General features: G+C 56.2%; 19 protein-coding genes and 3 pseudogenes. 8 read left to right on the plus strand and 14 right to left on the minus strand.

What is annotated here, in order from left to right; all coding sequences use genetic code 11:
- Positions 1-80 precede the first annotated feature (80 nt).
- Positions 81-980: an alpha/beta hydrolase gene (locus ACIGJC_RS28945; RefSeq protein ID WP_483714966.1), complete on the plus strand. Its 900-nt coding sequence runs from the start codon at positions 81-83 to the stop codon at positions 978-980.
- A gap of 47 nt (positions 981-1,027) precedes the next feature.
- Positions 1,028-1,897 (plus strand): MBL fold metallo-hydrolase, encoded by an 870-nt coding sequence (locus tag ACIGJC_RS28950; protein ID WP_483714967.1) that lies wholly within the window; start codon positions 1,028-1,030, stop codon positions 1,895-1,897.
- Between the two features lie 56 nt (positions 1,898-1,953).
- On the opposite strand, the gene ACIGJC_RS28955 is transcribed toward ACIGJC_RS28950, so the two are convergent.
- From ACIGJC_RS28955 to ACIGJC_RS28965, 3 genes are all read right to left on the minus strand, one after another.
- Positions 1,954-2,538, minus strand: a complete 585-nt coding sequence (locus ACIGJC_RS28955) for a TetR/AcrR family transcriptional regulator (protein WP_483715188.1) — start codon at positions 2,536-2,538, stop codon at positions 1,954-1,956.
- Between the two features lie 190 nt (positions 2,539-2,728).
- The gene (locus ACIGJC_RS28960) at positions 2,729-4,504 is read right to left on the minus strand and encodes an acyl-CoA dehydrogenase C-terminal domain-containing protein (protein ID WP_483714969.1); all 1,776 of its coding nucleotides are present in this window, start codon (positions 4,502-4,504) and stop codon (positions 2,729-2,731) included.
- Positions 4,505-4,571: 67 nt separating this feature from the next.
- Positions 4,572-6,239 carry an AMP-binding protein gene (locus ACIGJC_RS28965; protein ID WP_483714970.1) on the minus strand — a complete coding sequence of 556 codons (1,668 nt, stop codon included), beginning with the start codon at positions 6,237-6,239 and terminating at the stop codon, positions 4,572-4,574.
- 337 nt (positions 6,240-6,576) lie between these two features.
- Between ACIGJC_RS28965 and ACIGJC_RS28970 the strand changes: the two genes are divergently transcribed.
- Together ACIGJC_RS28970 and ACIGJC_RS28975 are read left to right on the plus strand one after the other, a co-directional pair.
- On the plus strand, positions 6,577-7,152 hold the full coding sequence (locus ACIGJC_RS28970) for a TetR/AcrR family transcriptional regulator (RefSeq protein WP_483714971.1): 576 nt from the start codon (positions 6,577-6,579) through the stop codon (positions 7,150-7,152).
- Positions 7,153-7,294: 142 nt separating this feature from the next.
- The gene (locus tag ACIGJC_RS28975) at positions 7,295-8,938 is read left to right on the plus strand and encodes an AMP-binding protein (RefSeq protein WP_483714972.1); all 1,644 of its coding nucleotides are present in this window, start codon (positions 7,295-7,297) and stop codon (positions 8,936-8,938) included.
- A gap of 339 nt (positions 8,939-9,277) precedes the next feature.
- Here the strand turns inward: ACIGJC_RS28975 and ACIGJC_RS28980 are convergent, their stop codons facing one another.
- From ACIGJC_RS28980 to ACIGJC_RS29010, 7 genes are all read right to left on the minus strand, one after another.
- Positions 9,278-9,703, minus strand: coding sequence for a winged helix-turn-helix transcriptional regulator (locus ACIGJC_RS28980; protein WP_483714974.1), 426 nt, complete (start codon positions 9,701-9,703; stop codon positions 9,278-9,280).
- 128 nt (positions 9,704-9,831) lie between these two features.
- Entirely contained in the window at positions 9,832-10,821 is a 990-nt protein-coding gene (locus tag ACIGJC_RS28985) for an NAD(P)H-dependent flavin oxidoreductase (RefSeq protein ID WP_483714975.1), read from the minus strand.
- Between the two features lie 147 nt (positions 10,822-10,968).
- Complete coding sequence (locus ACIGJC_RS28990; protein ID WP_483714977.1) at positions 10,969-12,549, minus strand: class I adenylate-forming enzyme family protein; 1,581 nt, start codon at positions 12,547-12,549, stop codon at positions 10,969-10,971.
- Between the two features lie 94 nt (positions 12,550-12,643).
- Positions 12,644-13,642 (minus strand): Bug family tripartite tricarboxylate transporter substrate binding protein, encoded by a 999-nt coding sequence (locus tag ACIGJC_RS28995; protein WP_483714978.1) that lies wholly within the window; start codon positions 13,640-13,642, stop codon positions 12,644-12,646.
- Between the two features lie 74 nt (positions 13,643-13,716).
- Complete coding sequence (locus ACIGJC_RS29000; protein WP_483714979.1) at positions 13,717-14,334, minus strand: DsbA family protein; 618 nt, start codon at positions 14,332-14,334, stop codon at positions 13,717-13,719.
- Between the two features lie 414 nt (positions 14,335-14,748).
- Positions 14,749-15,933 carry an acetyl-CoA C-acyltransferase gene (locus ACIGJC_RS29005; protein ID WP_483714980.1) on the minus strand — a complete coding sequence of 395 codons (1,185 nt, stop codon included), beginning with the start codon at positions 15,931-15,933 and terminating at the stop codon, positions 14,749-14,751.
- Positions 15,934-16,084: 151 nt separating this feature from the next.
- Positions 16,085-16,819 (minus strand): SDR family oxidoreductase, encoded by a 735-nt coding sequence (locus ACIGJC_RS29010; RefSeq protein ID WP_483714982.1) that lies wholly within the window; start codon positions 16,817-16,819, stop codon positions 16,085-16,087.
- 549 nt (positions 16,820-17,368) lie between these two features.
- Here ACIGJC_RS29010 and ACIGJC_RS29015 point away from each other — a divergent pair.
- A complete protein-coding gene (locus tag ACIGJC_RS29015; protein ID WP_483714984.1) occupies positions 17,369-17,965 on the plus strand; it encodes a DUF6841 family protein in 597 nt (198 codons plus the stop codon).
- Between the two features lie 350 nt (positions 17,966-18,315).
- On the opposite strand, the gene ACIGJC_RS29020 is transcribed toward ACIGJC_RS29015, so the two are convergent.
- Positions 18,316-19,557: an IS4 family transposase gene (locus tag ACIGJC_RS29020; protein ID WP_483715189.1), complete on the minus strand. Its 1,242-nt coding sequence runs from the start codon at positions 19,555-19,557 to the stop codon at positions 18,316-18,318.
- 503 nt (positions 19,558-20,060) lie between these two features.
- Between ACIGJC_RS29020 and ACIGJC_RS29025 the strand changes: the two genes are divergently transcribed.
- Positions 20,061-21,137, plus strand: coding sequence for a porin (locus ACIGJC_RS29025; protein WP_483714986.1), 1,077 nt, complete (start codon positions 20,061-20,063; stop codon positions 21,135-21,137).
- A 672-nt stretch (positions 21,138-21,809) separates the two neighbouring features.
- On the opposite strand, the gene ACIGJC_RS29030 is transcribed toward ACIGJC_RS29025, so the two are convergent.
- Positions 21,810-22,919: an alkene reductase gene (locus ACIGJC_RS29030; protein ID WP_483714987.1), complete on the minus strand. Its 1,110-nt coding sequence runs from the start codon at positions 22,917-22,919 to the stop codon at positions 21,810-21,812.
- 372 nt (positions 22,920-23,291) lie between these two features.
- Positions 23,292-24,298 (minus strand): annotated as a pseudogene (locus ACIGJC_RS29035) (NAD(P)H-dependent flavin oxidoreductase).
- A gap of 581 nt (positions 24,299-24,879) precedes the next feature.
- Between ACIGJC_RS29035 and ACIGJC_RS29040 the strand changes: the two are divergent.
- Positions 24,880-25,176 (plus strand): annotated as a pseudogene (locus tag ACIGJC_RS29040) (transposase); the annotation flags it as partial.
- A 41-nt stretch (positions 25,177-25,217) separates the two neighbouring features.
- Here ACIGJC_RS29040 and ACIGJC_RS29045 read toward each other — a convergent pair.
- Positions 25,218-25,840: pseudogene (locus ACIGJC_RS29045) on the minus strand (DsbA family protein).
- Positions 25,841-26,407: 567 nt separating this feature from the next.
- On the opposite strand from ACIGJC_RS29045, the gene ACIGJC_RS29050 reads away from it, so the two are divergent.
- The gene (locus tag ACIGJC_RS29050) at positions 26,408-26,785 is read left to right on the plus strand and encodes a VOC family protein (protein WP_483714989.1); all 378 of its coding nucleotides are present in this window, start codon (positions 26,408-26,410) and stop codon (positions 26,783-26,785) included.
- Positions 26,786-26,798: the final 13 nt, after the last annotated feature.

A 26,798-nucleotide genomic window follows, 5' to 3' on the forward strand; every position in this document is an offset into this window, starting at 1 on the left:
CCCCGAATGGAGCCATACGAACCGCCGTACCAATTCCCCTCCTGCGCGCAACGCGCAAACATATTTAGGAGTTTCCGGTAATGACCTCAAAGACTGACGTCAGTTTTCCAGCAGAAGGCGGGATCGAGCTCGCTGCGTGGCTGTTCCTACCTGAGGGTGACGGCCCCCATCCTGCCATCACCATGGCTCATGGTTACGGTGGCACACGCTACCACGCCCTCGAGAAGTTCGCCAAAGCCTTTGTGGCCGCCGGCTTCGTTGTCCTTGTGCATGAGCACAGAGGTTTTGGTGCGAGTGGCGGCGAACCCCGTCAGGACATTAACCCTTGGCAGCAGATCGCTGATTGGCGCCGTGCCATCTCGTATCTGGAAGCCCATCCCGCGGTCGATGCATCGCGAATCGGGCTATGGGGCACAAGTTACGCCGGGGGTCACGCCATCGTACTTGGTGCGACCGATCGCCGACTAAAGGCGGTGGTCGCCCAAGTGCCCACTATTAGCGGCTATGTGCAAGGCTTACGGCGGGTCTCCGCGGAAGCCGTGCCGGCACTGGAAGAGGCGCTTAATGACGACGAGCGAGCCCAGCTTCGCGGAGATGCCCCCCGCTACCAGGCCCTTGTAAGTGCCGATCCCACGACTCCTGCAGCTTATCGGTCTCAGGATGCGATCGACTTCAATCTGCAACCAATACCCGAAGGCGCCTGGGAGAACAAGGTCACGATCCGCTCCACGCGATGGGCTCGCATGTACGAGCCAGGAATGTGGATCACACGGGTTTCGCCAACCCCTCTGTTGCTGGTTGTCGCCCGCGAAGACAAGGCCACCCCAACCGATCTTGCGTTGGCTGCGTACGAGCAAGCATTGGAGCCAAAGAGGCTAGTGCTCATCCCCGGGGGTCACTATGACCTATACCAGAGTCAAGCCGAAGCTGCATGCAGCGCAGCTACAGACTGGTTCAACGAACATCTTTCCTCGCCATAAGCCGGAATATACGCAACCACCACCTCTTCAAGAACTGGGAGCAAATCATGAACCAATCTAGCATCGCCGCAACTTCTCTGAACTGGGAGTTGCTGATTAAGCGGCGCACCAGCGCTACCCAAGGAGTCCCCCCGGGCAAGGAAGACCTCACCTGGGTGGCCAACACCGTCACACTGATCTACGGCGAGCGTAATGCGGTCCTAGTTGACACATTCCTCAGCGACGAACACACGCAGGAAATGATCGACTGGATCAAAGCACATGATCGGAATCTTGAAACCATTTATATCACGCACGGGCATGCTGACCACTTCTTCGGGCTGGCAAAGCTACGCGAGCATTTTCCCAATGCTCAGGCGATAGCGCCGCCGCAAGTAGTCGAAGCGATGCAGCAGTCAATCCACGAGGAGGAAACGGATGGTATCTGGAGCAGACGCTTCCCCGGTCAAGTTCCTCCCAAGCTCATCCCCGCGCAGGTGCTCGCCGGAAACGCGTTCGAATTGGAAGGACACGAGTTGCGCGTCGTTGACATCGGCCACACGGATACCGACAACACAACCGCTCTTCACGTGCCGTCCATCGGCCTTGTGATTTCCGGGGACGCTATCTACAACAACACGCACCCCTACTTGGCGGAGTCAGACGAAGACGGCCGCCAAGCCTGGCTAGCGGCGATCGACAAGATCGAGGCACTGAATCCTAAACACGTCATCGCGGGCCATGGTCCGCTCGATCCCGACAGCAGCCCTAGCCATATCAAGGCAACACGGCAATACATCATGGATTTCGAGCGCGTGAACCATCAAACCACGACCGCGCGCGAGCTTTACGATAACATGCTCAAGCTCTACCCCGATCGGATCAATCCTGGCTCGTTGTGGGCAGCGGCCCATGCCGCGAAGAAAACCCCGAAGTAATCCAATACGAACACACTTGGCGCGATCTCGGGTCACCGAGATCGCGCATTCGATCGTCATTGAAATTCTCGCAGGGCAACGTTGTCGGGCAAATTGATGTCATGTCTCGCAAAGATCTTATAAAGCGCCTCGGCTCTGTACGACACAGATTTACCTAAGAAAATGCAATCGTGCTGAATTCCCAGCACAAATCCATAAATTTCAAACGCGAGCAGCCTGATATCGACTTTCGCAGAAATTTCTCCGCACGCGGCGGCATCACGCAACTGCTCATCCAAATAGTTGCGCCACCCATTCACCACAAAGCGCATCGTCTCTTCAATCAGCTCGTCAATACTGGCGCAATATTCGGAAGCTGCCCGAAGCAATAAACACCCACCATCCTTGAGCACGTAATCGCCGAGCCACATATCCACGATTCGTACAAGTCGACAAATTCCCTTTGGTGTATTCCTTGTGATGCCCTTAGCATCGCGCAGTAACGCTGAATAGTATTCCAGCAGGACTTCGGAAACCAAGTCGGCACGCGACTGAAAGCGGCCAAATACCATGCTCTTTGAGATTCCAAGTTGAGCCGATAGTTCGTTGATAGAAAACTTGCTCAGCCCGTGCCTTCTTGCCAACTGAGTCGTGACCCGCATCACGTTCTCTCTTGACGACCGAACAACCGTCTTTCCGTTCCGAGGCGTATCGCCTGAAGTATTCAGAGTCGTCATAATCACGAATACTGGGGAAGGGCCTATAGCCGAGTTAGATCATATACATAAATTTCAAAAATATTCTGACGGTCATATGCCAGACCGTCAGAATATTAAACCTAGAGAAGCACCTTCAGCCGAAATCGAGCGCCATGATCGATCCTGATCCAGCTGAAATCACCGTAGAAAGAGCGTGTATTTCTGGAAGCAATTTTTTGAAATAAAAACGCGCCGTAGCGATTTTGGACGAATATATAGAATCAGAATCCTGATTTTTTGCAAACGCCAGCGCCGCCATACGAGCCCACATCCAGGCGAGGCCCACATGACCAACGAGCCGCAAATATGCGGCCGCGACACTGCCTTCCGCATGCGGGTCCACCTTGGATTGCTGGAATACATTCACCGTCGCATTTCGCACCACGCTGACCGCATTAGACAGTGAGTTGGTGAACTCCCCCATTTCCGGGTCGATGGCTTGCATCTCGATGAATTTATCGATGACTCCCAGGAACATTTCGAGCTTTGCACCGTGGTCCATTAGAACCTTTCGACCTAAAAAATCCGAAGCCTGAATGCCGTTCGCGCCTTCATAGAGTGGGATAATACGTACGTCTCTAAGATGCTGCTCGACATGGTTATCCGCGATGTAACCATGCCCACCAAAGACTTGCATTGCAAGGCTAGTGCATTCAACGGCGAGGTCGCTGCTGAATGCCTTCACAATCGGAGTCACAAGAGCCGAGAGTTCCGCCGCTCTGTAGCGCACTTCTGGATCTTCACTACCGTGCTGGAGATCAGCAAGTTGGCATGCCCACCACCCAAATGCACGCGTCCCCTCGACGTATGCTTTCTGGGTCAAAAGCATCCGGCGCACATCCGCGTGCTCGATAATTGCATCTGCGGGCCCTTTTCTAGCCGTTTCCTTTGGAGCCCTGCCTTGCGTACGATCCTTGGCATAGGCTAGCGCCTTTTGGTACGCCGCTTCCATGACTCCAATCGCGTTGACACCGACAAGGAGTCGTGCGTGGTTCATCATAATGAACATCCCTGCCAACCCCTTGTTCGGCTCACCCACCAGGTATCCGGTTGCGCCGTCAAAGTTCATCGTACATGTGGCATTCGCACGAATTCCCATCTTGTGCTCGATAGAACCGCAAACAACCGCATTGCGATCCCCTAAATGCCCCTCAGCAGACACCAGGATCTTCGGAACAACAAAGAGAGAAATGCCTTTTACCCCAGGCGGAGAATCCGGGAGGCGGGCGAGTACGAGGTGGATGATGTTGTCCGTGAGATCGTGTTCACCGCCTGAGATAAAGATCTTCGTCCCGGTGATGGCGAAGGTGCCATCTTCATTCGGAATCGCACGAGTGCACAGAAGTCCAAGGTCGGTTCCTGCGTGTGGCTCCGTCAGGCACATGGTTCCTGCCCACTCGCCGGATACCAACTTCGGCAGATATAGAGCTTTTTGCGCGGCGCTACCGTTTGCCGCCAGACAAGTGTATGCCGCCTGCGACATTCCCGGATAAGACGCCCATGCCATGTTGGCGCCAGCGAAGATCTCTAGGACGGCAGCATTGACGGTGTTTGGCAGACCCTGCCCACCATGTTCCGACTGACATGCCAGCGACGTCCAACCTGCTTCAATAAACCCTTGATACGCGCTTTTGAATCCGTCAGGCGTGGTCACCACTCCGGCGCACGGCATGGAACAGCCCTGACGGTCGCCGATATCATTCAATGGCGCCAGCACTTCTGACGCGAACAGGCCAGCCGCCTCGATTACTTGGTCGATTGTCTCCGAAGACAGGTCATCAGTGCCAGAAAATTCAGGATGAGAAGTCACATTGAGCAGTTCGTGAAGCACGAACTGATACTCGCGAACTGGAGCGGAATATGAATTCATAACTATTGTCGACTTGTCGCCGATTGCCTCGAATGAAAAAGGGAAGATTCAAAACGATTTGCGGAGCCTAAGCACAGTCGCCATCGGGAGCCACCCGTAAGCGCAATTCTCTGCGCAAGATCTTGCCAACCGTGGATTTCGGCAGCGCCTCAACAAGCGTGATGTGCCGCGGCACTTTATAGGCCGCCAAATGAGCACGACAGTGCATTTCAACGTGCTCCCTTGTAAGCCTCGTATTGCGTGGCACGATGAAAAGGTGTGGTACTTCGCCTGACCGTTCGTCAGGAACGCCGACGCAAGCGGCCTCCATGACGTTTAGCATCATTGTGGCGACGGCTTCTATCTCATTCGGGTAGACGTTGAAGCCAGAGACAAGAATCATGTCCTTCTTACGGTCCACCATTCTCATGAATCCCTGTTCGTCCATAATGACGATGTCCCCTGTACGGAACCATCTATCTTCAAAGAAGGCGCGCTCGGTTTCCTCCTCCCGGTTCCAATAGCCGCTGAAAAGTTGTGGCCCTTTGATAAGCAGTTCGCCAGCGGCTCCGAGGGGGACATCGCGCCCGCTTTCGTCCACTAGACGAACATCGGTAGAAGGCGCAGGAATGCCGATGGTTCCATTTCGGCCGGGAGGGTTAAATGTGGCGCTGGGTGAGGTCTCCGTCAGCCCATAGGCTTCGGTAATTGGGGGTGCGCCCGCCGCACACCAACGCGTTGCGACGGCTTCATGGATTGACGCCCCGGCTCCGATCACCAGGCGAGTCGCGCTGAAATCCACTGAATTAAGCTCCGGCTCGTTCACCAGGCTATTGAACAGAGTGTTGACGCCAATGAACGTCTGAAATGGCCGTCGCATCATTTCCGCGACCAAGGCAGCTGTATCGCGCGGATTGGGGACTAAGCGGTTTTCACCGCCCAGCGATAGCGCAAGCAGAGCGGTAGCAAGCGGAAAGATGTGATAAAGAGGCAGCGGCGTGACCATCGAAGCCTCGCCCCCCGTCAATGCCGATCCAGCCCAGCTCGAAACCTGCGCCAGACTCGCGCAAACCGCCTTGTGGGTAAGGACTGCGCCCTTGGAAACACCAGTCGTGCCGCCGGTATACTGGAGCACCGCAATGTCTTGGGCAGTCTGTGTGACCTCTTCAAGCCGCCTACTGCTTCCCCACAGGATCGCGTCGGCGAGTTTTTGAGGATTCCCTTTACGGGCGGTCTCAGCCTGCTGGATATCGCCGGTATCGGTTGCCATAATTTTGTGAACAACCGACTTCATTCCGACGACGGGTGCTGTCAGTACCTGGACTATGCTGGTTTCTGCCAGTACTAAATGCAGCGACTCCTGCAAATGGTCAGCGACGATTATGCTTGCAGCGCCAGAGTCCTGTAGCTGGTGCTTCAGTTCACGCGGCGTATAGAGAGGATTGACTGGAACCACCACCATCCCCGCTCGAAGTGCCGCCGCTAGACCGACTATGAACGCCGAGCAGCTTGGCAGCATCAAGGCGACGCGGTCCCCTTTCTTCAATCCCGACCGTTGGAGAAAAGTAGCAAGCGCCTCGGACAGCATGCCAAGTTCCGCATAGCTCAATGAGTCCTCCAAGCAGGTGATCGCGGGACGCGCCGCGAACGACTCGACTACGCGTGAAATCATCGATCCTAGTGTCGCAGCTTCGTTGATCTCAATCTCAATTGGCATCCCGGGCGGATAAGCTCCATGCCAGCGTCTGGCTTCCATCGACGTCTCCTTAGTTGTTATACCCCGTTTGAATCCGTGATTGCTTACACCCTGCTAGTCACTTGATCACCTCGTTCCAGTGCACGGAATGACATCTCTAGGGCGTCGCAATCACTGTCTAAACGATCGTTTGGTAAACGATCGTATGGTACACATGAGACCATGTCAACAAGTATTCCGCGCCTGGCAGAATGCCGCGCGAGCTTCCGCAACGAACGTGCGAAAGCGAGCAAAGGGAGGGCAACATGCAATACAACAACACCCCTCGTGGCCACACCTTTCCTGAACGATCGTAATGCTATAATTGCGTCTAACGAAGACAGGAAAGGTGAGCCCAATGCGATACTCAAGCACCCACAAGCAGGAAACGCGAGAGAGGATCCTGAACAGCAGCCGAGCGATTGCCAAGAAGGGCGGCTTCGATTCAACAGGCGTTGATGCCCTGATGAAGGCGATCGGTCTCACTGGAGGCGCTTTTTATAGTCATTTCGAGTCCAAGGCGGAGTTGTTCGCAGCCGTCATCGAGCAGGAACTGACGAACAGTTCGGAAATGCTCGCAGGCAAAGAGACGGACGAAGATCATTTTGTGAAACGTATCCGTAGCTACCTGAGCAGTTCTCACGCGTTGCATCCGGAAACAGGTTGCGCCCTGCCGACCCTAGGCCAGGAGATTGCAAGGGCCGAATCTGAGGTTCGCGCTTCGGTCGAGCAAAGCGTCAAGAAGCTGCAGAGTAGCTGGAAAGAGAGGCTGGACGATCCGGATGCGGCCTGGGCTTTGCTCGCACAGTGCGTCGGGGCTATTCTGCTTGCGCGTGTGGTTGACTCAGACCGAACGAGACAGCAGATTCTCGCATCAAGCCGCCGCTTTCTCGGGCGCTCCATTGAGCAGCTTGAACCCCTCAGCAAGACCTGAGCGATGACAGGTTGCGCCTCCCCTGTTCAGGTACGTCGGCTTTAGAACGAGGGGCCTAATTCGCGAGCTCAACAAGATCCTAATCTACGGCACCCCCTGCGCGCCTATGCAGCTGATCCGGGATGTACGATGACCCGGCATCATGCTGACCAATGCTGAACTACTGCAGGCGTGCCGCACCTGTGAATTGTCAATGTCCCATCCACAGCATTTCGCGGGAGCGACTCCCGAAAAGGCCGCCGCAATATTCGTCCCTGGCAATGCGCGGATCACGTATGACCAGCTCGAGGAGGGAGCAAATCGCGTTGCCAACCTGCTACGACGCAGTGGGATTAAGGCAGGCGATGCAGTGTTATTCGCGGTTGAGAACCGGCCCGAATTCCTCTATCTGGCATGGGGCTGCCAGCGTGCGGGCGTCATATTTACACCAGCGTCGACCAAACTGAGCAAAGAGGATCTTTGTTATATCGCCAAAGATTCTGACGCACGGTTCGTTGTCGTGTCAGTAGCCTCGACCGCGAGCGATGACCTTGCGGCATCTGACTTCCGTGCCACGCCTCGCTTTGCACTGGGCGGGCACATTCCGGGATTCCAGGATCTGGGGAGCGCGCTCCGCTCATGTCCTCCCACACTCATCGCCGATCCGGCACGCGGCAGGGAGATGATGTATTCATCCGGCTCGACAGGTCGCCCAAAAGGGGTGCGTAAGCCTATTCCACCGATTCCCTACAATGGGATCGATCCTAGAGACGTTTCGTATGCAAGCCAGCCTGGCGTTGGGCCATCGATGGTAAGCCTGTGTACCTCGCCGCTCTATCATGCGGCACCACATCGAAATGTTTCGGCGACGCTTGCGATGGGTGGTACTGTCGTGGTGATGGAGCGGTTCGACCCTGTTGTTGCGCTTGCGGCAATCGAGCAATTTCACGTTACGCACAGCGTATGGGTTCCTACCATGTTTCACCGGTTGCTGCGTTTGAACCCCGTTTTCCGGTCGCAATTTGATCTTTCCAGCCACCAAGTAGCACTTCACGGCGCCGCTCCGTGTCCGGTAGAAATTAAAGATGCAATGATCAGCTGGTGGGGGCCAATCCTGCAGGAGTACTACGCGGGCACGGAAGGCATAGGCGCCTGCTCGATCAACTCCGAGGAATGGCTGCGTCACAAGGGCTCCGTGGGTAAGGCAATCGACGGAGTAATTCATGTCCTGGACGATGACGAGAACGAAGTACCGGCAGGCAAGACCGGTACAGTATTCTTTGAGACAAGTTCCTCCTTCTCCTATTGGAACGACGCTGACAAGACGACTCGGAGTCGCAGCAAGCAAGGATGGTGGACGTATGGCGACATCGGCCATCTCGATAGTGAAGGATTTCTCTATCTGACTGACCGGCGGGACTTCACCATCATATCGGGAGGCGTGAACATCTACCCTCAGGAAGTTGAGCATGTATTAATTACCGATCCCCGCGTCCTCGATGTGGCGGTATTTGGCGTGCCCGATGCCGACTATGGCGAATCGGTCTATGCGGTGATCCAGGTCGAACAGCTTCCTGATTTTCCGGAGCACTTAGCCGCAGAGCTTCGTGTAATGTGCCGCCAAAAGCTTGGACCGATTCGAGTACCACGGCGCTTCGCTTTCGTTCTCGACTTTCCACGGTTGCCCACCGGCAAGCTACAGAAGAAGGCGATGCGGGATGCCGTCATTGAATCACGAAAGCGTACGGAAGCAGGAGTAGCTGGTAGCCGGCCGTTGGTGGAAGTCTATGTGGACATGGGGAGCTGAGATCAGGGACAGCCACTTCGGCATAGGAATCAGCACACTATTCTGTCGGTTCCTCGTGAATCCCAAGTTTCCGTGAAAACCCAATGTAGGCACTGCATCGCAACGATACAGGCCTCTCCAAGGGAAAACCGAGTTCCGCAGCAGGACTCCACTTACATTGCGTCATTCGACCACCAGACGTGGCGTGGTCAACTGGTTTGGATCACATAACGCTTTCGCAAAATATGAACGCCGTTTCGAGAGCGTCTGGCGTGGTCTCAGGTAGACATTCCAGCATCCCGCGGGGCGGGACACAATTTTATGTATTGAACGGTGCTCCCACCACAAGATCCTCGGCCACTATCGGGCAGCCGACGTCGCGGGACAACCTGATGCGACAATGAACCTTTGCGTGACCGGGCATGTCATCACTGGCTCGTTATGTCCTGGCTGCGACAGCCATTGCTCCGCCCAAGCAGTGATTGCGACGTAAGTTGACAGCAAGGCCTTGCCACGCTCGGTCAGGTGATAAGACTGCCGCCCTTGTCTCTCGGTGTCACGGCGCTCCAGAATCCCTTGCCCGACCAACGAGCGCAGTCGCCGGCTAAGCGTGGCCGGAGAAATACCGAGGGTCTTCTGGAACTGGTCGTAGTTGGTCAGACCGCACATAGCTTCGCGCAAAATCAGCAGGACCCAGCGCTGCCCAAGCAAGGTCAATGCGCGGCTCGCCGCATCTCCGCGCAAAGCTTCTCGATGTCTTTCCAACGACGGCGTGGTGCGGAACATGGGAATTCAGTGCAGACGCGCGCTTCTAAACCATAGGCATTCGTCTGAAAGGAAAATGAAGAGGCGCTGACACCCCGCCAAGCAAGTTTCAGCGCCAACGGAGTCCTAGAAGCAATGACTTACGTCGTTTAGCTAGCCACGGGTGTCGACAGGAAATTCCCCAACCTCTGCGTGATCAATTGCTCGGCCTCCTCCATGATCCGGTCGATCAGCGTCCGTACTGAGGGGACATCCCGGATTAGGCCTACTACCATGCCACAGCTCCACGCGCCTGCATCCATGTAGCCGTCAACCATGATTTTGGGATAGACACCGGCGACCTGGTCATAAATGTCACCTATTTGCAGATCCTTTCCCTTTTCACGCTCGATATCCAGGATCCGCTCGACACCTGCGTTGTTCAACACCCGCTCTGTGTTGCGCAGTGGCCGCATAACAAGACGCGTATCCAGTTCGGACGCGTTGATGATGGCTTCCTTTACGTTCTCGTGTACCGGCGCTTCCTCGGTAGCAACAAAACGGGTTCCCATGTTGATCCCATCGGCACCGAGCGCCAGGGCAGCGACAAGGCCGCGTGCGTCGGCCATGCCGCCTGAAGCCACAAAGGGAATCTTCAGTTCATCTGCCGCCCTGGGCAGCAGAATCATGTTTGGTATATCGTCTTCGCCTGGATGTCCTCCGCACTCGAAGCCATCGACGCTAACCGCATCACAGCCAATTTTTTCAGCCTTCAGTGCGTGGCGTACTGAAGTGCACTTATGAATTACCTTGATACCGGCTTCCTTTAGTAAGGGCATGAACTCTTCCGGACTGCGGCCGGCGGTCTCGACGATTCGCACTCCGCCTTCGCGGATCGCTGCTATGTATTCTGCATATGGCGGAGCATCGAAAGTTGGCAGAAACGTCAGATTGACGCCGAAAGGCCGGTCGGTCATGGCAGCACAGCGAGAAATTTCGCGTGCCAGTAGCTCCGGCGTTCGTTGTGTCAGACCCGTAATGATGCCAAGGCCACCGGCGTTCGAAACGGAGGCCGCAAGCTCTGCGAATCCGACATAATGCATACCGCCCTGAATGATGGGATGGCGAATGCCAAACAGCTCCGTAATACGAGTCTTCATAATATTCTCGTGGTTGGATTAGAGTTAAGGGGGTGTCATCTCATCGCCATGCACACCCGCTACCCAGGCCAATGCTCAGCCTGACGCGCTGGAATGGCGATTCTCGCGGGCCTGATCGAATGCGAGAGGCGCGTAACGTCTAAGTCATCAAGCGACCGGCCGATCGAATTCGTCGCGCAATTCGCGCTTTAAAACCTTACCAATGGGACTGCGCGGCAGCGAATCGACGACCACCAAGTCCGCCAGCCGTTGCATCTTGCCGAGGCGTTCGTTGGCCCACACCAGCAGTTCGGCAGCAGAATTCCGTGCATCGGTGCGCAGCGTGACGAAGCCGACGGGGGTCTCGCCCCAACGCGCCGACGGCACGCCAACCACCGCCACCTCGGACACATGGGGGTGACTAGAAAGCACCTGCTCCAAGTCGCTCGGATAGATGTTGAAGCCACCGGAAATAATCATGTCCTTTCGGCGGTCCATTAGTACGAGAAAGCCGTCTTCATCGAAGCGGCCGACGTCGCCTGTGCGAATGAAGCGATTGCCTTCACTGTCATACCATTCCACTTCGGCGGTCCTTTGCGGCTGCCTATAGTAACCCGTCATCATTGCGGGTGAGCGGCCGACGAGTTCACCAACTTCACCCAGCTTGAGCTCGCGACCTTCCGAATCAATGATGCGCAGTTCATCGCCGGAGATCGGCTTTCCAACGGTATGCAGCTTGTCTGAATGCTCGTCAGCACGCAGCTCGCATGTCGCCCCGCCCTCGGTCATGCCGTAGAACTCTGTAAGCTTGCCTGGCCAGCGTCGCAGAATTTCAGCCTTTAGGTCGGCAGAGAACGGTGCACTGGTGCAAAAGCGGGTGCGCAGCGTCGATAGGTCGCGACGGTCGAAGTCCGGATGTTCTAGCAGGCGCCGGTACTGCACCGGAACCAGCATGGTGTGGGTGGCACGGTATCGCTCCGCCAGCTCCAGGTACTCAGCCGAATCGAACTTCGGCATCAGGATGACCGTGCCGCCCAACGCCAGCGTCGGAAAGACGCTCACCAGTGTGGTGTTTGAGTACAGTGGTGTGGAGGTCAGGGTAATTGCGTCGGGCCCATAGCCGCGCTCGGCGCTGCGGACGGTGTATGCGTGGCGCATAGCGTGGGACTGAACGATTCCCTTGGGCACGCCGGTTGTGCCGGACGAATATATGATGTTGAATGCCCACTCCGGTTGGATGTCAATCCGCTTCGGCACGGTGCCACTGGGGACGAGCCACATGTCGTAGAGGTTTGTGTCAATCCGGATGACGCGTCCCTCCTCAGGCAGCGTCACCCTCGCCAGAGCCTGCTCAACCGGGCCGTCGGCGAAGACAAGGTGGGCCTCTGCGTTAGCGATCATGCTGGCCAGGTCATCAGGGTGTGCCGCAGGCGACAGTGGCGCCACCACTGCCCCGGCACGCAGGCCCCCAAAAAAGGCAACGACGTAGCGAACGGAACTAGCGGCGCAGATCACGATGGCATCGCCCGGAGCGATACCGTCGCGCTGTAGTGACGCGGCAAAGCGATCGATCATCGCATCCAACGCGTTGAAGCTGACCGCCTCGCCATTGCAAAGGATGGCCGGATGTTCCCCACGTGCGGCTGCAAGGTGGTGGATCATATCAGGCAGGCTAACGAAAGTGCTGATTGCAGGCTGAGGTGGTGGCTCCTGCAACTGCAACTGAGAAAGGGGCTGAATCTCGCTCATGTCTCCATATCCTGGTGTTGTTGTAATCATTTCCGCATGATTGTTCGGGGCGGCCCGCCCCGGTTCAGAGTCGATTCCAGCGATAAAAAAGCGACTACACCTCCGGCTTATAGCCGAGATTGCGAATGAATGCCTCCCACCTCTCCCGATCCCGGCCAAGCTGCTTGGCGAGGCTATCTGCATCGTCGATATTGGGTGGCAGTAGCCGTAACTGCTCGAACCGCTCGGCGAACACAGCCGCGTGCAGCACCTCGTTCACAAGCGCATTGACACGAACCACCAGGTCTTTGCCCATTCCTCGTGGCGCGTACAGGTCGAAGCTGGCGGCAATTTGCTCCATGCCTTGGTATCCCAGTTCTCTGAATGTCGGGACTCCTGGCGCAAACTTCGTCCTTGTAGGGTTGGTGATAGCCATGGCACGCAGTTTCCCTTTTTCCACGTACGGCATGCCGTTCGACAGGGTATCGAACATCACCTGAACCTGCCCCCCCAGCAAATCCTGGAGCGCGGGCGCAGAGCCCTTGTAGCCAATATGCCGCATATCCACCCCTGCCAGCTGATTGAATAGCAGCCCTGCGAAGTGAGAAGACGTGCCAGGACCAATCGACGCGAAGTTTGCCTTCCCTGGATGAGCCTTCATCCAACTTATGAGCCCTGCTAGATCCCCGGCGGGAACGGCCGGATCCGCGTACATCACACCGGGTGTGCGAGCCACCTGCGCCACTGGCGTGAAGTCTCGGATCGGGTCGTACGGCGTCTTGATCGTGAACGGCACTAGCGTCAAGGCGTCACTGAGGGTCAGCAAGAGCGTGTAGCCATCAGGCGCCGCATGAGCGACAGCGCTTGAGCCGACAATAGTTGATCCTCCAGGTTTGTTGTCGACAACTACTACCTGCCCCGTCGCCTTCGAGAGCCCCTGTCCGATGGCGCGTGCGAGATTGTCGGTCGCTCCGCCAGGAGGAAATGGCACCACCACGCGGATGACTTTGCTCGGATACTTCCTTGCTTCTTGCGCTACGGCGAGAGGGATGCCAAGTGTCAGCCCGCCCAGCCATGCGCCACCTGCAGTCGCCAAAAATGAACGGCGCTCCATAGTTGTCTCCTCTTCGCTTCTCTTGTTCGACCTTCTTTGATGATTCCGGGCCTTAACTCAATACGGAACCATTCCTACTTTGCTCTCACCTTCTGAATCTCCTCCTCTACATCCCGCAACTGATCTTTTCCGAAGAACATCTCCTTACCTACGAAAAAAGTCGGCGAGCCAAATGCCCCGCGAAAAAACGACGCCTCCGTGTTTGCAAGAAGAATCTGTTTGACTTCAGGAGTTGCAATGCGCTCATGAAAGCCCTTGCCATCCAGACCGGCAGCATCCAGTGCTTCGGCGATGATGGCAGGGTCATCCATCTTCAACCCCTTCTCCCACATTGTCGCGAAGACGGCATTCACGTAGGACATGAAGGTACCGTTCTTCTGGGCAGCTACGGCACCACGCATGATCTGCAACGTATTGACGGGCCAGAACGGGTTGTGTCGGTATGCGGTCAGCCCGTGCTTGGCGATGAAGCGTTGCATCTCGAGTTCCCCAAACTCCGGCTTGTTCTTGATTCCTCCAAAGGCTTCCGCGGGAGACCGATTTCCGGTCAGCCTGAACAGGCCCCCCAGAAGCACCGGAACGTATTCGAACTTGACATCCTGGCGAGATTCAATAGCCGGGATGATTTTGTGACTAAGGTAAGAATTCGGGCTGCCGAAATCAAAGTGAAACTGGACACTTAAGCCGCTCATGGTGTCTCCTGAACAATGAGAATAGTGAAATCACTCGGGAACGTCTTCACAGAGCGTGCCGCATTGGCGAGACGTGTGCGGGTTGACGCCACCGCGCCAGGACCGGCGACAGCATCTCCGGGACTGTCAGGCTGGTGAAAATTCAGGCCTTACCGATAGCAAGTGTTGGTCAGCAGACCGGGAGGCCTCAAACTTTGCCCGCGCATCGTCTTCTGAATACGCAGGAAGCGTAATGACACCTGCTAGCTCGACGGTTGTGTTCAATACAAAGAGGGAAAACATCCGTGAATTGTTGTTCGATGTATGTGACATTGTGGTTTTCATAAGCATCTCCGAATGAAACGTGGCTGTTTTGACATCACAGTCAAGCTCAATGCGAGGTTGTCGCTGCCGCAAGCCACGATCTAGGGGCCGCTACGCTACTTCGAACAGTCCCGCCGCCCCCATCCCACCACCGACACACATCGTGACGACAACATACTTTTCGCCACGGCGCTTGCCTTCGATAAGTGCGTGAGCGACAAGTCTTGCCCCGGTCATGCCGTACGGATGGCCGATAGAAATACCTCCCCCATTGACGTTCAAGCGCTCGGGATCAATATTCAGGCGATCACGGCAGTAGATGACCTGGCATGCGAACGCCTCATTCAGTTCCCACAGACCGATATCCCCAACCTTTAGGCCATGTCGTTCCAAGAGTTTCGGGACCGCGAAGACAGGGCCGATACCCATTTCCTCCGGTGCGCAGCCAGCAACAGCGATGCCCCGGTAGATTCCAAGGGGCTGCAAGCCGCGGCGCTCGGCTAAGCGGCTATCCATTAAGATAGAGGCAGAAGCACCATCTGATAGCTGACTTGCGTTTCCGCCGGTCACGATGCCGCCTTCAATGGCAGTCCTGAGCGTTCCCAACGCTTCCACCGTCGTATCGGGACGATTCCCCTCATCGCGATCCAGTACTACATCACGAAAGCTAATCTGCCCCGTGTCCTTGTCCTGAGTTGCCATCGACGTCCTGAACGGTACGATCTCAGCTTCAAAGAGACCTCTCTCCTGGGCCAACGCGGTTCGACGCTGCGACTCGGCCGCGTAGACATCCTGCGCTTCCCGGGAAATTCCATATTTTCTAGCGACAAGTTCTGCTGTCTGCAACATTGGCATATAGGCGTGCGGAGCCCGCTCGATCAATGCCAAATCGGCCGCACTCGCCATCCATTCAACAAAGCGGTCCTGCACCAGCGAAATGCTCTCTTGCCCGCCTGCTGCCACCACATCCATACCGTCAGCGATGATCTGCTTAGCCGCAGTAGCCACCGCCATCAGACCAGAAGCGCATTGTCTGTCAATGGTCTGACCCGCGACGCTAATAGGAAGTCCGGCGGCTAAGGCACCTAGTCGGCCGATGTTCATGCCAGCGGTACCTCCAGCCATCGACGTACCGATCACGACATCCTCGATCTCTTCCGCAGTGATCCCGGCGCGCTGAACTGCGTGCGCGAGAACGTGCCCGACGAGGGTGGGCGATTTCGTGTTGTTCAGGGAACCTTTGTAGGCACGACCGATGCCGGTCCGTGCCGTTGAAACAATAACTGCTTCACGCACACTGCTCTCCTAGTGGAAGATATGACTAAGACTTAAACGCACGAAACTGATCGACGCATGATTGATCGCGCATCACAACGCTGCACCGCTTTTCTTCTAAACTGAAAACACTCTGAACACCTCGTCCCTGGATCCCGCGATCCCCGTTCAATCACCAACTCTCAATCCAGGGACGCAAGTCCAACTCAAACGTCCAGGCATCTCGCGGTTGCGAATGGAGGTACCAGTAGTTCTCGGCGATATGGTCCGGATCCAGAATGCCGCCTTGGTCTTTCAATGCATAACGATCTGGAAAATTCGTGCGGATGAACTCCGTGTCGATCGCACCGTCGACCACAACATGTGCCACGTGGATATTCTTCGGCCCGAGTTCACGCGCCATGCTTTGCGCAAGCGCGCGCAGAGCATGCTTAGCACCTGAGAACGCTGCATAGTTATCTTTACCGCGCAAACCTGCTGTCGCACCGGTAAAGAGGATGGTACCCCGCTGCCGCTTAACCATGCGCCGGGCAACCTCTCGAGCATTCAAGAAGCCAGAGAAGCAGGCCATCTCCCAGATCTTGAAGTACTTGCGCGCCGTTTCTTCGAGGATCGAACACGGTACGTTGGCGCCAATGTTGAACACGAGAACCTCTATCGGTCCGATCTCCGACTCGATATTGTCGATGAGCGCGACAACGTCCTCTTCCTTGCGTGCGTCCGTTCCGAAAGCGTAGGCTGTGCCGCCTGCACGGCGAATGGAGTCAACCAAAGGTTCGAGCTTATCCGCTGACCGGCGCGTTACACAGGCAACCATCCCTCCTGCGGCAAAACGCCGGGCAATCGCACCACCTGTCGAGTCTCCCGCTCCAATTACGAGCGCTACCTTCTGTTCTTTCGCAACCATTCTCGCATCCCCCATTGGTTAACTACCGTTTAGTTAACGAACGATATTTCATGTTGAGGAGGGAGTCAAGGGCAACTTGCCGGCTAAGCACTTCGGGCTGCGTGCGGCCGCCTGGGCCACATCTCCTTCGTGTTTCCACTGGTGATGTTCCGGGAGAGATGGCCATTTGCGATGGCGAGATCTCCGCAGTTTTTGGCGCCAGTACCAGCCTTCAATGCAGCCGTAGCCATTTCTAGCAATGGCGTTACACCAATCGCGTCACGCTGGCCCCGTACCTGGTGCAGCAACCTCGAGTGCGTCCTGTGGCTAGCAGCCTAACTTTGTATGCCCCTTTGAAGGCGCCCCACTAGGCCGGCAGCAACATACTCTTGCTTTTTAAGGCGACCGGTCATATTATTGACGGCGGGCTTCTGAAGGAGCACCGATCTGCCGCTTATGAGTGCAGATCGCTTGCAACCAAGTTACGAAACCGTCCGGCGTACACGAGCAAAGTCAAACAAATGCCCTACTACGCAAGACCGACAGATATTTGAGTCAACTGGAGACAAGATGAAGAAATCGACCAGAACCGTATTCACGGTTGCAGCCGCGGCTACGCTGGTAGCTGCGGCAAACATGACGTTTGCCGCACATTTAGAACAACCTCAGGCGGATACCAAAGTACAAGCCAACAATGTCGCGAAACTGGACGATAAGCGGCAAAAGACCCTAGCTGAAGTTCGTGAGTGGTTCTTCGACGACTATATTCCGCGTTGGGTTAAGGCTGGCGAACGAGGTGAAGACTCTTCCTTTATTACAGAATATTGGGGTGCACCACTGTGGGTCAGCATCGACGATATTCCGCCAGTCCTTGCCACAACTGAATCAGACGTAGCCAACATCCTTAAGCCGATTCACGCTCGCCTAAAGGCGGCGGGCTATCACCACACAGCCGTCCCTGATCAGAAAATTACGGTATTTAATAACAATAGTGCTGAGATAAAAGTGATCTGGTCACGCCGCCGAATCGATGACTCGGAGATTGAACGACATGTCGTTAACTTTATGATGATGAGGCGAGCGGATGGATGGCGTATTCTGACCATTCAACAGAAAGCCACTACTGCCTCCACGGTGGACGCAGTTTGGCCTACCATCGAAAACTGACAAACCATTTGGGCGTGGATCGCCAACCGGGTAGGCGGGCGGTCATATCTGTCGGTCGACCGCAACTCTCGTGAACATGAAAGCTGCGTAGACAATAATTGGTACGGCCTAGCGAAAGGATCGACATCGAAGCCCGACCATCCTAAATATGGTGCATAGATATTAGGGCTCTTTTCATCATTTCCCAGACATCTTGTTGGGCAGTGGCGCGCGAGCCACTGCCTTTCGTTCTGCATCCCTCGAGAAATCGGGGCGATAGATTGCCAGGCTTCGTATCGGTAGTACTGACGGCGGACTTTTGGGGGGCGCAGCCCCCAATCCACCCAAGATAAGCACCGCCCAAATAGGCATCAAAAAGCCTTGTAAGCAGCATGTCGATGAGGTTTGTGGCGAGGCGGGCGTGGCTTAGCGCGATCCGGCCGCACGCGATGGGTACGTGTTGCGATCAAGGCCAAGGTCTCATTCAGAGCAGCCTTGGCCCAGCGCAAGCCGAGCAGCGCCGCTGACAGGACAGGTTTGAGAGCGGTGATGGCAAAGGTTCGGTTGATGCGATGGTCCGAGTCAATTTCGTGTTCCTGCGCGGCGCTGAGGCAGCATAGGGCGTGCAGGTTGTCGCTGAGGATTTTGGCGCCGAAGTCCTGCCTGGCGGCCAACTGTGAGAGTCCGGACAGATGTTCGAGCGCCATGCGGTGCTTGAGGCGTTTGAACGCCTCCTCGAGGCGCCAGCGTTGATGGTAGAGATCGCGGAAGGTGGTCGCCGGATAGCGCTGCATGTCGAGCAGATTGGTGATGAGCACGCGCACCTTGCCGGCTGGCGAGATCTGCCGGATCAGCCGAACGGTCTGCGGGGTAGGCGCACACTCATAGTCGCGCGCGTCGATGCGGGCTGGTGCCGGGAGCCTGACGATGGCCTCGTCCCGGCCAGAGCGCACAAAGCGCTGTACGGCCGCAAAGCCGCTGCCGTCTGCGCGCATGCAGAAAGGAATGCTTCGTTGGTTGAGCACGGCCACCAGCCAGCGAGCGGGGTAGCCGCGGTCGAGGAGAAGCAAGTCGTCGGATTGCAGGCGGTCCAGATGCTCGAACAGGATCTGGCGTTCGTTCTCGTGCACGCTGTGCAATGAGGCGGTGAGCATGATCTCGGCCTCGGGCAGGTACAGGCCGAAGGCGAGTTGATCGCGGGTGGCGGCTCGAGGGAGATGGCTGTGGCGGATGGCAAAACGAAGGTGTGAGGCGTCCGCGGCGACCAGCCGGAAGCCGTGCCAGCGCGGCAAATGTTTGGACACTTGCTGAAGCAGCCAGTCATTGAGGTGAGCAAAGACATCGCCGCTGAGTTTGCTGCGAGCCTGGGCGAATGCTTGTTCACTGACGCCTCGGCACAAGGTATTTTGGCGGGCGAGTGCGGCAAAGAATTGATCGAGTTCGGCTTGTACCCCCATGCGCAAGGTGCCAAGCATAAAGGTGATCAGTGTTGGCAGGGTGAGCTTACGCTGACGGGTGAATGCAGCCGGATATTCGGCATGACGGGCAAGATCGCGAAAGACCTGGGTGTGCAGATATTGGGTAAGCGTAGCGAACAGATCAGACAGGGGCATCAGAGCCAAGCGAGGATCGAGAATGATCTTCTATTGGCCGCCGCCCTGCTTGCGCTAAACAGCCAGCGCAAGCAGGCCGGCGGCCCCTCGAACCTCGTCACCTGTCAAGCGTTCTTGGCAAAAATTGCGATTTTTCCCGCGGCTTATCTTGGGTGGATTGGCGCAGCCCCCCCTACAGAGCCGGAACTACGTCGAAACACGGGCTGATACACGCTCTCTTCAATGAGCAAGATCCTCTGAGTCGCTAACTTCTCCGTCCCCCACGATATTCGGATTTATGGGACCGTGGAAGACAAAGAGATAACGTCCGACTATTGGTAGCCGAGACGATTGTGCGACCAAGTTAATCTTATCCACCACCGAATCGCCGGCGCGTCCCAAGACGCATGGCCAGATGCGAGCGCGGAAACGCGCTGTGGAGAATTTCATAGCGATCTTTATGATCGCGTTATTTGCGCAGAATCTATGTCGATAGATTCCGTGCGCGCTGACGGCTGGAGACAATGAAGAAAAAAAAATTACTAATTTTCGCCATCCCTATTGCGTTTGGTGCCGAAAGCGCTACTGCCGCTTCAACTATATACGGGATTCTTGACATTGGACCGGTGTATGTATCGAATTCCGGCGGAAGATCCCAGTTCGCACTTCAGGACGGAATGATTACACAATCCCGTTGGGGACTCGCTGGCAGCGAGGACTTAGGTGGAGGATACCGCGCCGGATTCAGGCTGGAATCTGGGTTTAACTTAGACAGCGGTAAATCACCTGCCGGACTCGCATTTTCCAGGAAGTCTTTTGTAACATTTTCTGGCGCATTTGGCATGATCAGCATGGGTCGAGATACCAGTGCTTTGAGTGATACCATCGGACGATACACCTCAAGTATGCTCATATATGGACCTGGATATCCATCTGTGCACCCCGGAAGCTATGATCACGTATTCGGAACACAGTACAACAGCGTTATTAAGTACTTATCGCCAGATCTTAACGGGCTTACGTTCCGTTCGTCCTTCTCTTTAGGAGGGAAGGCCGGAAGCATTGTTAAGAGCAGCGCCTTTGACATCGGTATCAACTATGAAACGGGCGGCTTAAGTGTCGGACTTGGAGGACAGCGGCTTTATGACGTTAGCGGTAGTGATGTTCTGCTACAACCACAGGCGAACCCCTTCGGCACACCTGGTCGCGTCGATCATCAAGACAATGTTGCAATCGGTGGGTCATACGATTTTGGTTCGCTCCTTATTCACGGCACAATAACCCAAGCACGTATTTATGGATCGGAAACCGTAGGAAGAACTTATGAGCTAGGATTAAAATGGAGTGTTATTCCATCCATGGTGTTAGGGTTAGATTACAATAGAACGATCGTTAAGAATAAGGCAGGACTTGGCACCATCTCGGCATCTTCCGATTACTTCCTTTCAAAGACAACTGACGTCTATTTCTCGGCCGCCTATGAAGAGGTTAGTGGCACGAACGGCGCTGGCGGTCCGCTAGTAGCTCAGATGCTCATATTCGCCCCTTCCTCGAATCGTTCGCAGGCATCTCTGCACGTCGGGGTTAGGCACTTCTTTTAAGATAGCTCGAGCCGCCGCCCGGTATGCGGGCAAGATAAGCGCAATCCGCTCCACGGTCGAAGCTGGAGGAGATATCCGTCTGCGGCCGAGCAAACTCGGCTGGCTGCCGAGCATTGCCACCCGTCGCAGCCTGGCGGGCATCTTACCCTCCGTGTCCTAGGCCAGTTCTTCGGCATTGCGGTAGCGGATCAGCAGAGGGCGGCGGCAGGCTCAAAACGCCCCGTCGCCTGCAACACATCCAGCGTCAGTTCGTATTGCCCCCCGCATCTGGATCCAGCGGATCGCAACGAGCACTTAACCGGCCTGCTACACCGTGAGAGCACAGTTGTTCCCAGGTCAGAGATTGGCGCCTCTCACGGTCTTGGCGGAGGTGTCACTGCTTGAGCGTTGATAAGGCGAATTCATCGCTGACGTGACACGTACTCCATTTCGACAACTGGGCGATGGAGCAAATCGAGTTGCTGGTCTTCGCAGCCTTGGAATCAAGTCTGGCGATGCAATACTGATTTCAGCCCTGAAATGTTCAATCTGGTGTAGGGCTGTCGACGCCCCATCGTCCATCCCGTCAATCAACTCCCGGACGGTCGAGAAGAACGCCCGGGAAGCCAACTACATAGCGAGTGCAAAAGATGAACCTTGCCAGTGCCGCTTGTATCGCGGGACGCTGGCGTGTCAGCCAAGCTCCGGATAGTCTACGTACCCGTGTGCACCGTGCCCACCATAGAGTGAAACGTCCTCAAAGGGCTCGTTCAGTGGCCTATTTTCGCGGAACCGGCGTGGTAGATCGGGGTTGGTGATCATCTTGCGGCCGAATGAGACCATGTCGGCGCGACCGCTACGGATTGCCTCCTCGGCCATTTGCTTGTTATAGCCATTGTTGACCATCCATACACCGGTGTATATACGGCGCAGTGCTGCATAATCGAATGCCACGTTGTCGCGGGGGCCACCGGTATGGCCCTCGACGATGTGGATATACACCGGGTGCAACTTATCGAGTTCGCGTACGACGTGCTCGAACAATGGCTGCGGATTGCTCTCTAGCGCGTCGTTGACCGGCGAGACCGGTGCCAGACGCACGCCGGTCCGCTCGGCGCCAATCTCTTCGATCACTGCGGCCATGACCTCCAGCAGGAAACGGGCGCGGTTTTCGATACTACCACCATAGGCGTCAGTACGTTTATTAGTGCCGTCGCGCAGGAACGCATCCAGCAAGTAGCCGTGAGCACCATGGATTTCAACGCCATCGAAACCGGCCCGGATGGCGTTGGCTGCTGCCACGCGGAAGTCATCGACGATGCCAGCGATCTCAGCCGTCTCCAGAGCGCGCGGCACCGAGCACTCGACGTAGCCCTGACCATTGATGTACGTCTTGGCCTTGGCAGCAATTGCCGACGGGGCTACCGGCGCTTGGTTATCCGGCTGGAAATGCGCGTGCGACATGCGACCGGTGTGCCAGATCTGTAGGAAGATCTTTCCGCCCTTCGCATGTACCGCATCGGTCACCTTCCTCCATGCAGCGATTTGCTCCAGCGTGTAGACGCCGGGTGTGTTGGTGTAGCCCTGAGCGGTCGCCGAAATCTGTGTGGCCTCGGCGATGATCAGACCAACGCTGGCGCGCTGGCGGTAGTACTCCACCACCATATCGGTCGGCACCAGGTTGTCGTCGGCGCGGCTGCGCGTCAGAGGCGCCATTGCCATACGGTTGGAGAGCTCGAGCTTGCCCAGCCGAATTGGCTGGAACAAAGCGTCCGCGAGAAAAGCTTCGGTCTGTACACCCATGAATTGCTTACTCCGAGGTTTGTCGAGGCCCTGCGAGCTAAAGCCGAAGTGCAACCTACATCGACGCGTAGGTGGCATCGCTGGGCGATTTTGTTAGTGCCCCAGTACAAGGAACACGGAAGATAATATGACCGACCGTCTTAGAATGCAAGGGTCATTCGCGACTGCCGCTGGCGCCAAACAATCGAAAAAGCGCGCTACCTGACAGGCAGACTCCCCGCCGCGCTAAGCAGGTGGTCGTCGTGCCCGCCCATCCCAGTGCAGTCCTTCCGCGTGGTAGCCCGCGACAAGACTCCGCATCTGCCGGTGCGAAGAAAATGGCATCCCGGCCTTGAATGCGGCGGACTGCCCACGATGACGCAAATCACGCAATCATGCTAAATCGGCTGCCATGGCACCGCTGATGTGCGCCATTTGTCGCACAAGCCCCAGTCGTCGGCGTGCCTGCACATATTCCTGGGCAAGGCGATGCACCAGATCGGCAGCCGGCACTACCTGCTTGATGGCGCCCACGCCCTGCCCGGCGCCCCAAATGTCCTTCCACGCTTTGGCTTTGGATGTGCCGGTGCTGAGATTCATCCTAGAAGAATCCGATTCCTCCAACGCTGCGGGATCAAGCCCAGCATTGACAATGCTCTGGCGCAGATAGTTGCCGTGCACGCCGGTGAAGAGGTTCGAGTAGACGATGTCCGAGGCGTTGCTGTCGACGATCATCTGCTTGTAGGCGGGCAGCGCGTTGGCTTCCTCGGTGGCGATAAATGCGGAGCCTACAAGGCCAAGTCGGCACCTGCGGCCAACGCTGCAAGGATGCCGCTGCCGCTGGCGATAGCGCCCGATAGTAGCAGCGGGCCATCGAACCACTCGCGAATTTCATGCAGCAGCGCAAACGGCGACAGGACTCCGGCATGGCCGCCAGCACCCGCGGCAACCGCGATCAGACCGTCAGCGCCTTTCTCGATGGCCTTTCGCGCGAAGGTGTTGTTGATGACATCATGCAGTACGATACCGCCATACGAGTGCACCGCGTCGTTTACCTCCGTGCGAGCGCCAAGCGAAGTGATTACGATTGGCACCTTGTAGCGAACGCACACTTCCATGTCGTGCTCGAGTCGGTCATTCGTCTTGTGCACGATCTGGTTGACGGCGAATGGCGCCGACGGACGTTCCGGATGTTTGGCGTCGTGTTCGGCCAGTTCGGTGGTGATCCTGTCCAGCCAATCGTTGAGCACCGGGCCTGGACGCGCATTTAGCGCGGGAAAGGAGCCGACCACGCCGGCCTTGCACTGGGCGATCACCAAGTTTGGATTGGAGATGATGAACAGTGGCGAGCAAACGACCGGCAGAGAAAGGCGGCTCTGCAGAATGGTGGGAAGGGACATAGCGCTTTTTGCGAAGTTGAAACGGTGAGTGGAAGACTCCAGTATCTGGCACCGCTGCCATAGCACCCGCTCGCTGGATTAGGCCTGCCGAGTCTCGATCTAGTACCTTCTGGCGAAGCGATATGCGTACGACAAAGCGAAATCTGGTCACGTCACATTCCGCTAGAGTCTGAAAAAACTATATGCGCGACATTCGGGTTACGTCCAATGCGCACTCACGTTTTATTCATGTGAACTACGCATGAACACAGCGATAGCTTAAAAACTTCCGGTCTCTGTAGAAGCAGCCAACGACAACGAGCGTTAGTGCCGCCGCACGAGCGGTCCGTCCTTCCGTCACTTACGGCGCGAAATTCGCTTCTTCTGGATGTCTTCGTTCGCCCTACTCTGCCGCGCGATCGTGTGGGGTCTTGCCGCCGATTGAGCCTTTCGGTCGGCGCCAGTGGTCCCCAAACTTCCGTCGCTCAATTTCTTGCTCAATCGCGTCCTCGATCATGGTGCGGTGAGCCAAAAGTTCGTCCAGGCCAATCGTGGGGATTGGTCCTAATCTGATGCGCTCGCTAATCAGGGGCCGCCGGACGAAGCGCTGGCCTGGCCTGAAGGATTTCCTTACCGACGGGGGATATGACCATCGTGCGCTGATGGACAAGGCGGCGACGCTCGATTTTATGTTGGAGGTAGTGCGTCGCGATGAAGCGCAGGTTGGCTTCGCTGTTTTGCCCAAGCGATGGATCGTTGAGCGAACCTTTGAATGAATGGTGCGTTGGCGTCGGATGTTCAGGAATTACGAGCGTCGATCTGGCGTATCGGAAGCGAAGGTTGATATCGCGATGGGCGGCCTGCTGCTTCGCAGAATCGCCCATCCTCCAATTTTCTAGCGAGCACCAACTTCGGTGGAGCCGCGCAGAAAGCAGTATGCCTACCCTAGTCGTGCCTGCGCGCGCTGAATTTCCTCCTCCACATCTCGCAACTGGTCCTTCCCAAAAAACATCTCGGTGTTGACAAAGAAAGTCGGCGAACCGAACGCGCCGCGCTCGAATGCGTTATGCGTATTCGCCTGCAGAACCTGTTTAACCTCAGGATCTGCAATACGGCTCTGGAAAGCTTCCCCGTCCAAGCCTACGGAATCTAGCGCTGCCGCGATGACGGCGGGGTCATCCATCTTCAAGCCTTGTTCCCACATGTTCGCAAATACGGCATTTACGTAGGGCATGAAGGTCCCGTGCTTCTGTGCCGCAACGGCGCCTCGCATGATCTGCAACGTATTGACGGGCCAGAACGGATTGCGCCGATAGGCTGTCAGTCGTGCCTGTCGATGAAGCGGCGGAACTCCAGTTGCCCAAACTCCGGCTTGTTCTTGATGCCCCCAAAAGCTTCAGAGGGAGAGCGATTCCCAGTCAGCTTGAACAGCCCCCCGAGAAGCATTGGAACATACTCAAACTTGACGCCCTGGCGTGCCTCAATGCTTGGGATGACTTTGTGGCTCAGGTAGGCATTCGGGCTGCCGAAATCAAACAGAAACTGAACGCTTACACAACTCATGCTGTCTCCTGGTATACGACATGGCGAAATTTGTCTGGAAAGTAGGAAAGCCCAATCTACCCATGATGGCCTGAGCTCAGATGTTGCACGATCCCCGTCGCAGTCGCGATCGGCTTGAAGACGCTTCCTTGGATGAGTATGACGCTGACGTTGGTGTAGCCCGGACTAAGGCTCCGGCCTAGGACTGCATCCACGACGATCTCCCCTTCCCGGATTCCCCCTTGACGATGCATCTGGAACTCCTGCACGTGGCACAACTCGTAAGCGGAGGCGCCGGCCCAACATATTGCGACTTCAGTCAAGAAATTCGGCAAACCAATCCTCGGTCCGAAGACGTCCTCGATCCGAGGCGTCCATCTAGCGAAAATCCTAACGTGACCCGGGGCGATTTGCTCTCCAGAGAGCTCACAGGCCTGTGCCAGCGGGGAGGCGTCAATAAAGTCGGAGAAGTCCTGCATCCATCTCACTGCACTCCCCCGCATCGGAATGATTCTCCGAATGGCGAAATCTCGATCTACCCCCATTAAGATATATCATGCATCATTTAACATCACCAAGGATTACGCCATGGAAGTCACAGGCATGAATCACTTCACGGTCCTGACAACAGATCTGCAATCCAGTGTGCAGTTCTACACGCGAGTGCTCGGGCTTGCCGAAGGCCCACGTCCCAACCTACCTTTCCCCGGTGCGTGGTTGTACTGCAACGATGCCGCGATCGTGCATGTGATCGCCGGGGACGCTCCTGCATCGCCATCTGGCGTGCTTGACCATATGGCGTTCAGTGCCCGGAACCTTGAGGGGTTTCAGCAGCGCCTGCAGTCGCTGGAGATCCCCTTCTCGCTCACGAAACAGATCGATACCGGCATTTGGCAACTCTTCTTTCGTGATCCGGATGGCGCAAAGATCGAGCTCGACTTCGCGCCAGCGGAAAAGGCCGGATAGGGTCAGATTGACA

It is taken from the genome of Cupriavidus sp. C3SS-1, from assembly GCF_057073755.1.

Bases quoted from the DNA above. Each gene is read 5' to 3' on its own strand.
- ACIGJC_RS28945 (WP_483714966.1), top strand. From the start codon at position 81: ATGACCTCAAAGACTGACGTCAGTTTTCCAGCAGAAGGCGGGATCGAG.
- ACIGJC_RS28950 (WP_483714967.1), top strand. From the start codon at position 1,028: ATGAACCAATCTAGCATCGCCGCAACTTCTCTGAACTGGGAGTTGCTG.
- ACIGJC_RS28955 (WP_483715188.1), bottom strand. From the start codon at position 2,538: ATGCGGGTCACGACTCAGTTGGCAAGAAGGCACGGGCTGAGCAAGTTT.
- ACIGJC_RS28960 (WP_483714969.1), bottom strand. From the start codon at position 4,504: ATGAATTCATATTCCGCTCCAGTTCGCGAGTATCAGTTCGTGCTTCAC.
- ACIGJC_RS28965 (WP_483714970.1), bottom strand. From the start codon at position 6,239: ATGGAAGCCAGACGCTGGCATGGAGCTTATCCGCCCGGGATGCCAATT.
- ACIGJC_RS28970 (WP_483714971.1), top strand. From the start codon at position 6,577: ATGCGATACTCAAGCACCCACAAGCAGGAAACGCGAGAGAGGATCCTG.
- ACIGJC_RS28975 (WP_483714972.1), top strand. From the start codon at position 7,295: ATGCTGACCAATGCTGAACTACTGCAGGCGTGCCGCACCTGTGAATTG.
- ACIGJC_RS28980 (WP_483714974.1), bottom strand. From the start codon at position 9,703: ATGTTCCGCACCACGCCGTCGTTGGAAAGACATCGAGAAGCTTTGCGC.
- ACIGJC_RS28985 (WP_483714975.1), bottom strand. From the start codon at position 10,821: ATGAAGACTCGTATTACGGAGCTGTTTGGCATTCGCCATCCCATCATT.
- ACIGJC_RS28990 (WP_483714977.1), bottom strand. From the start codon at position 12,549: ATGAGCGAGATTCAGCCCCTTTCTCAGTTGCAGTTGCAGGAGCCACCA.
- ACIGJC_RS28995 (WP_483714978.1), bottom strand. From the start codon at position 13,642: ATGGAGCGCCGTTCATTTTTGGCGACTGCAGGTGGCGCATGGCTGGGC.
- ACIGJC_RS29000 (WP_483714979.1), bottom strand. From the start codon at position 14,334: ATGAGCGGCTTAAGTGTCCAGTTTCACTTTGATTTCGGCAGCCCGAAT.
- ACIGJC_RS29010 (WP_483714982.1), bottom strand. From the start codon at position 16,819: ATGGTTGCGAAAGAACAGAAGGTAGCGCTCGTAATTGGAGCGGGAGAC.
- ACIGJC_RS29015 (WP_483714984.1), top strand. From the start codon at position 17,369: ATGAAGAAATCGACCAGAACCGTATTCACGGTTGCAGCCGCGGCTACG.
- ACIGJC_RS29020 (WP_483715189.1), bottom strand. From the start codon at position 19,557: ATGCCCCTGTCTGATCTGTTCGCTACGCTTACCCAATATCTGCACACC.
- ACIGJC_RS29025 (WP_483714986.1), top strand. From the start codon at position 20,061: ATGAAGAAAAAAAAATTACTAATTTTCGCCATCCCTATTGCGTTTGGT.
- ACIGJC_RS29030 (WP_483714987.1), bottom strand. From the start codon at position 22,919: ATGGGTGTACAGACCGAAGCTTTTCTCGCGGACGCTTTGTTCCAGCCA.
- ACIGJC_RS29050 (WP_483714989.1), top strand. From the start codon at position 26,408: ATGGAAGTCACAGGCATGAATCACTTCACGGTCCTGACAACAGATCTG.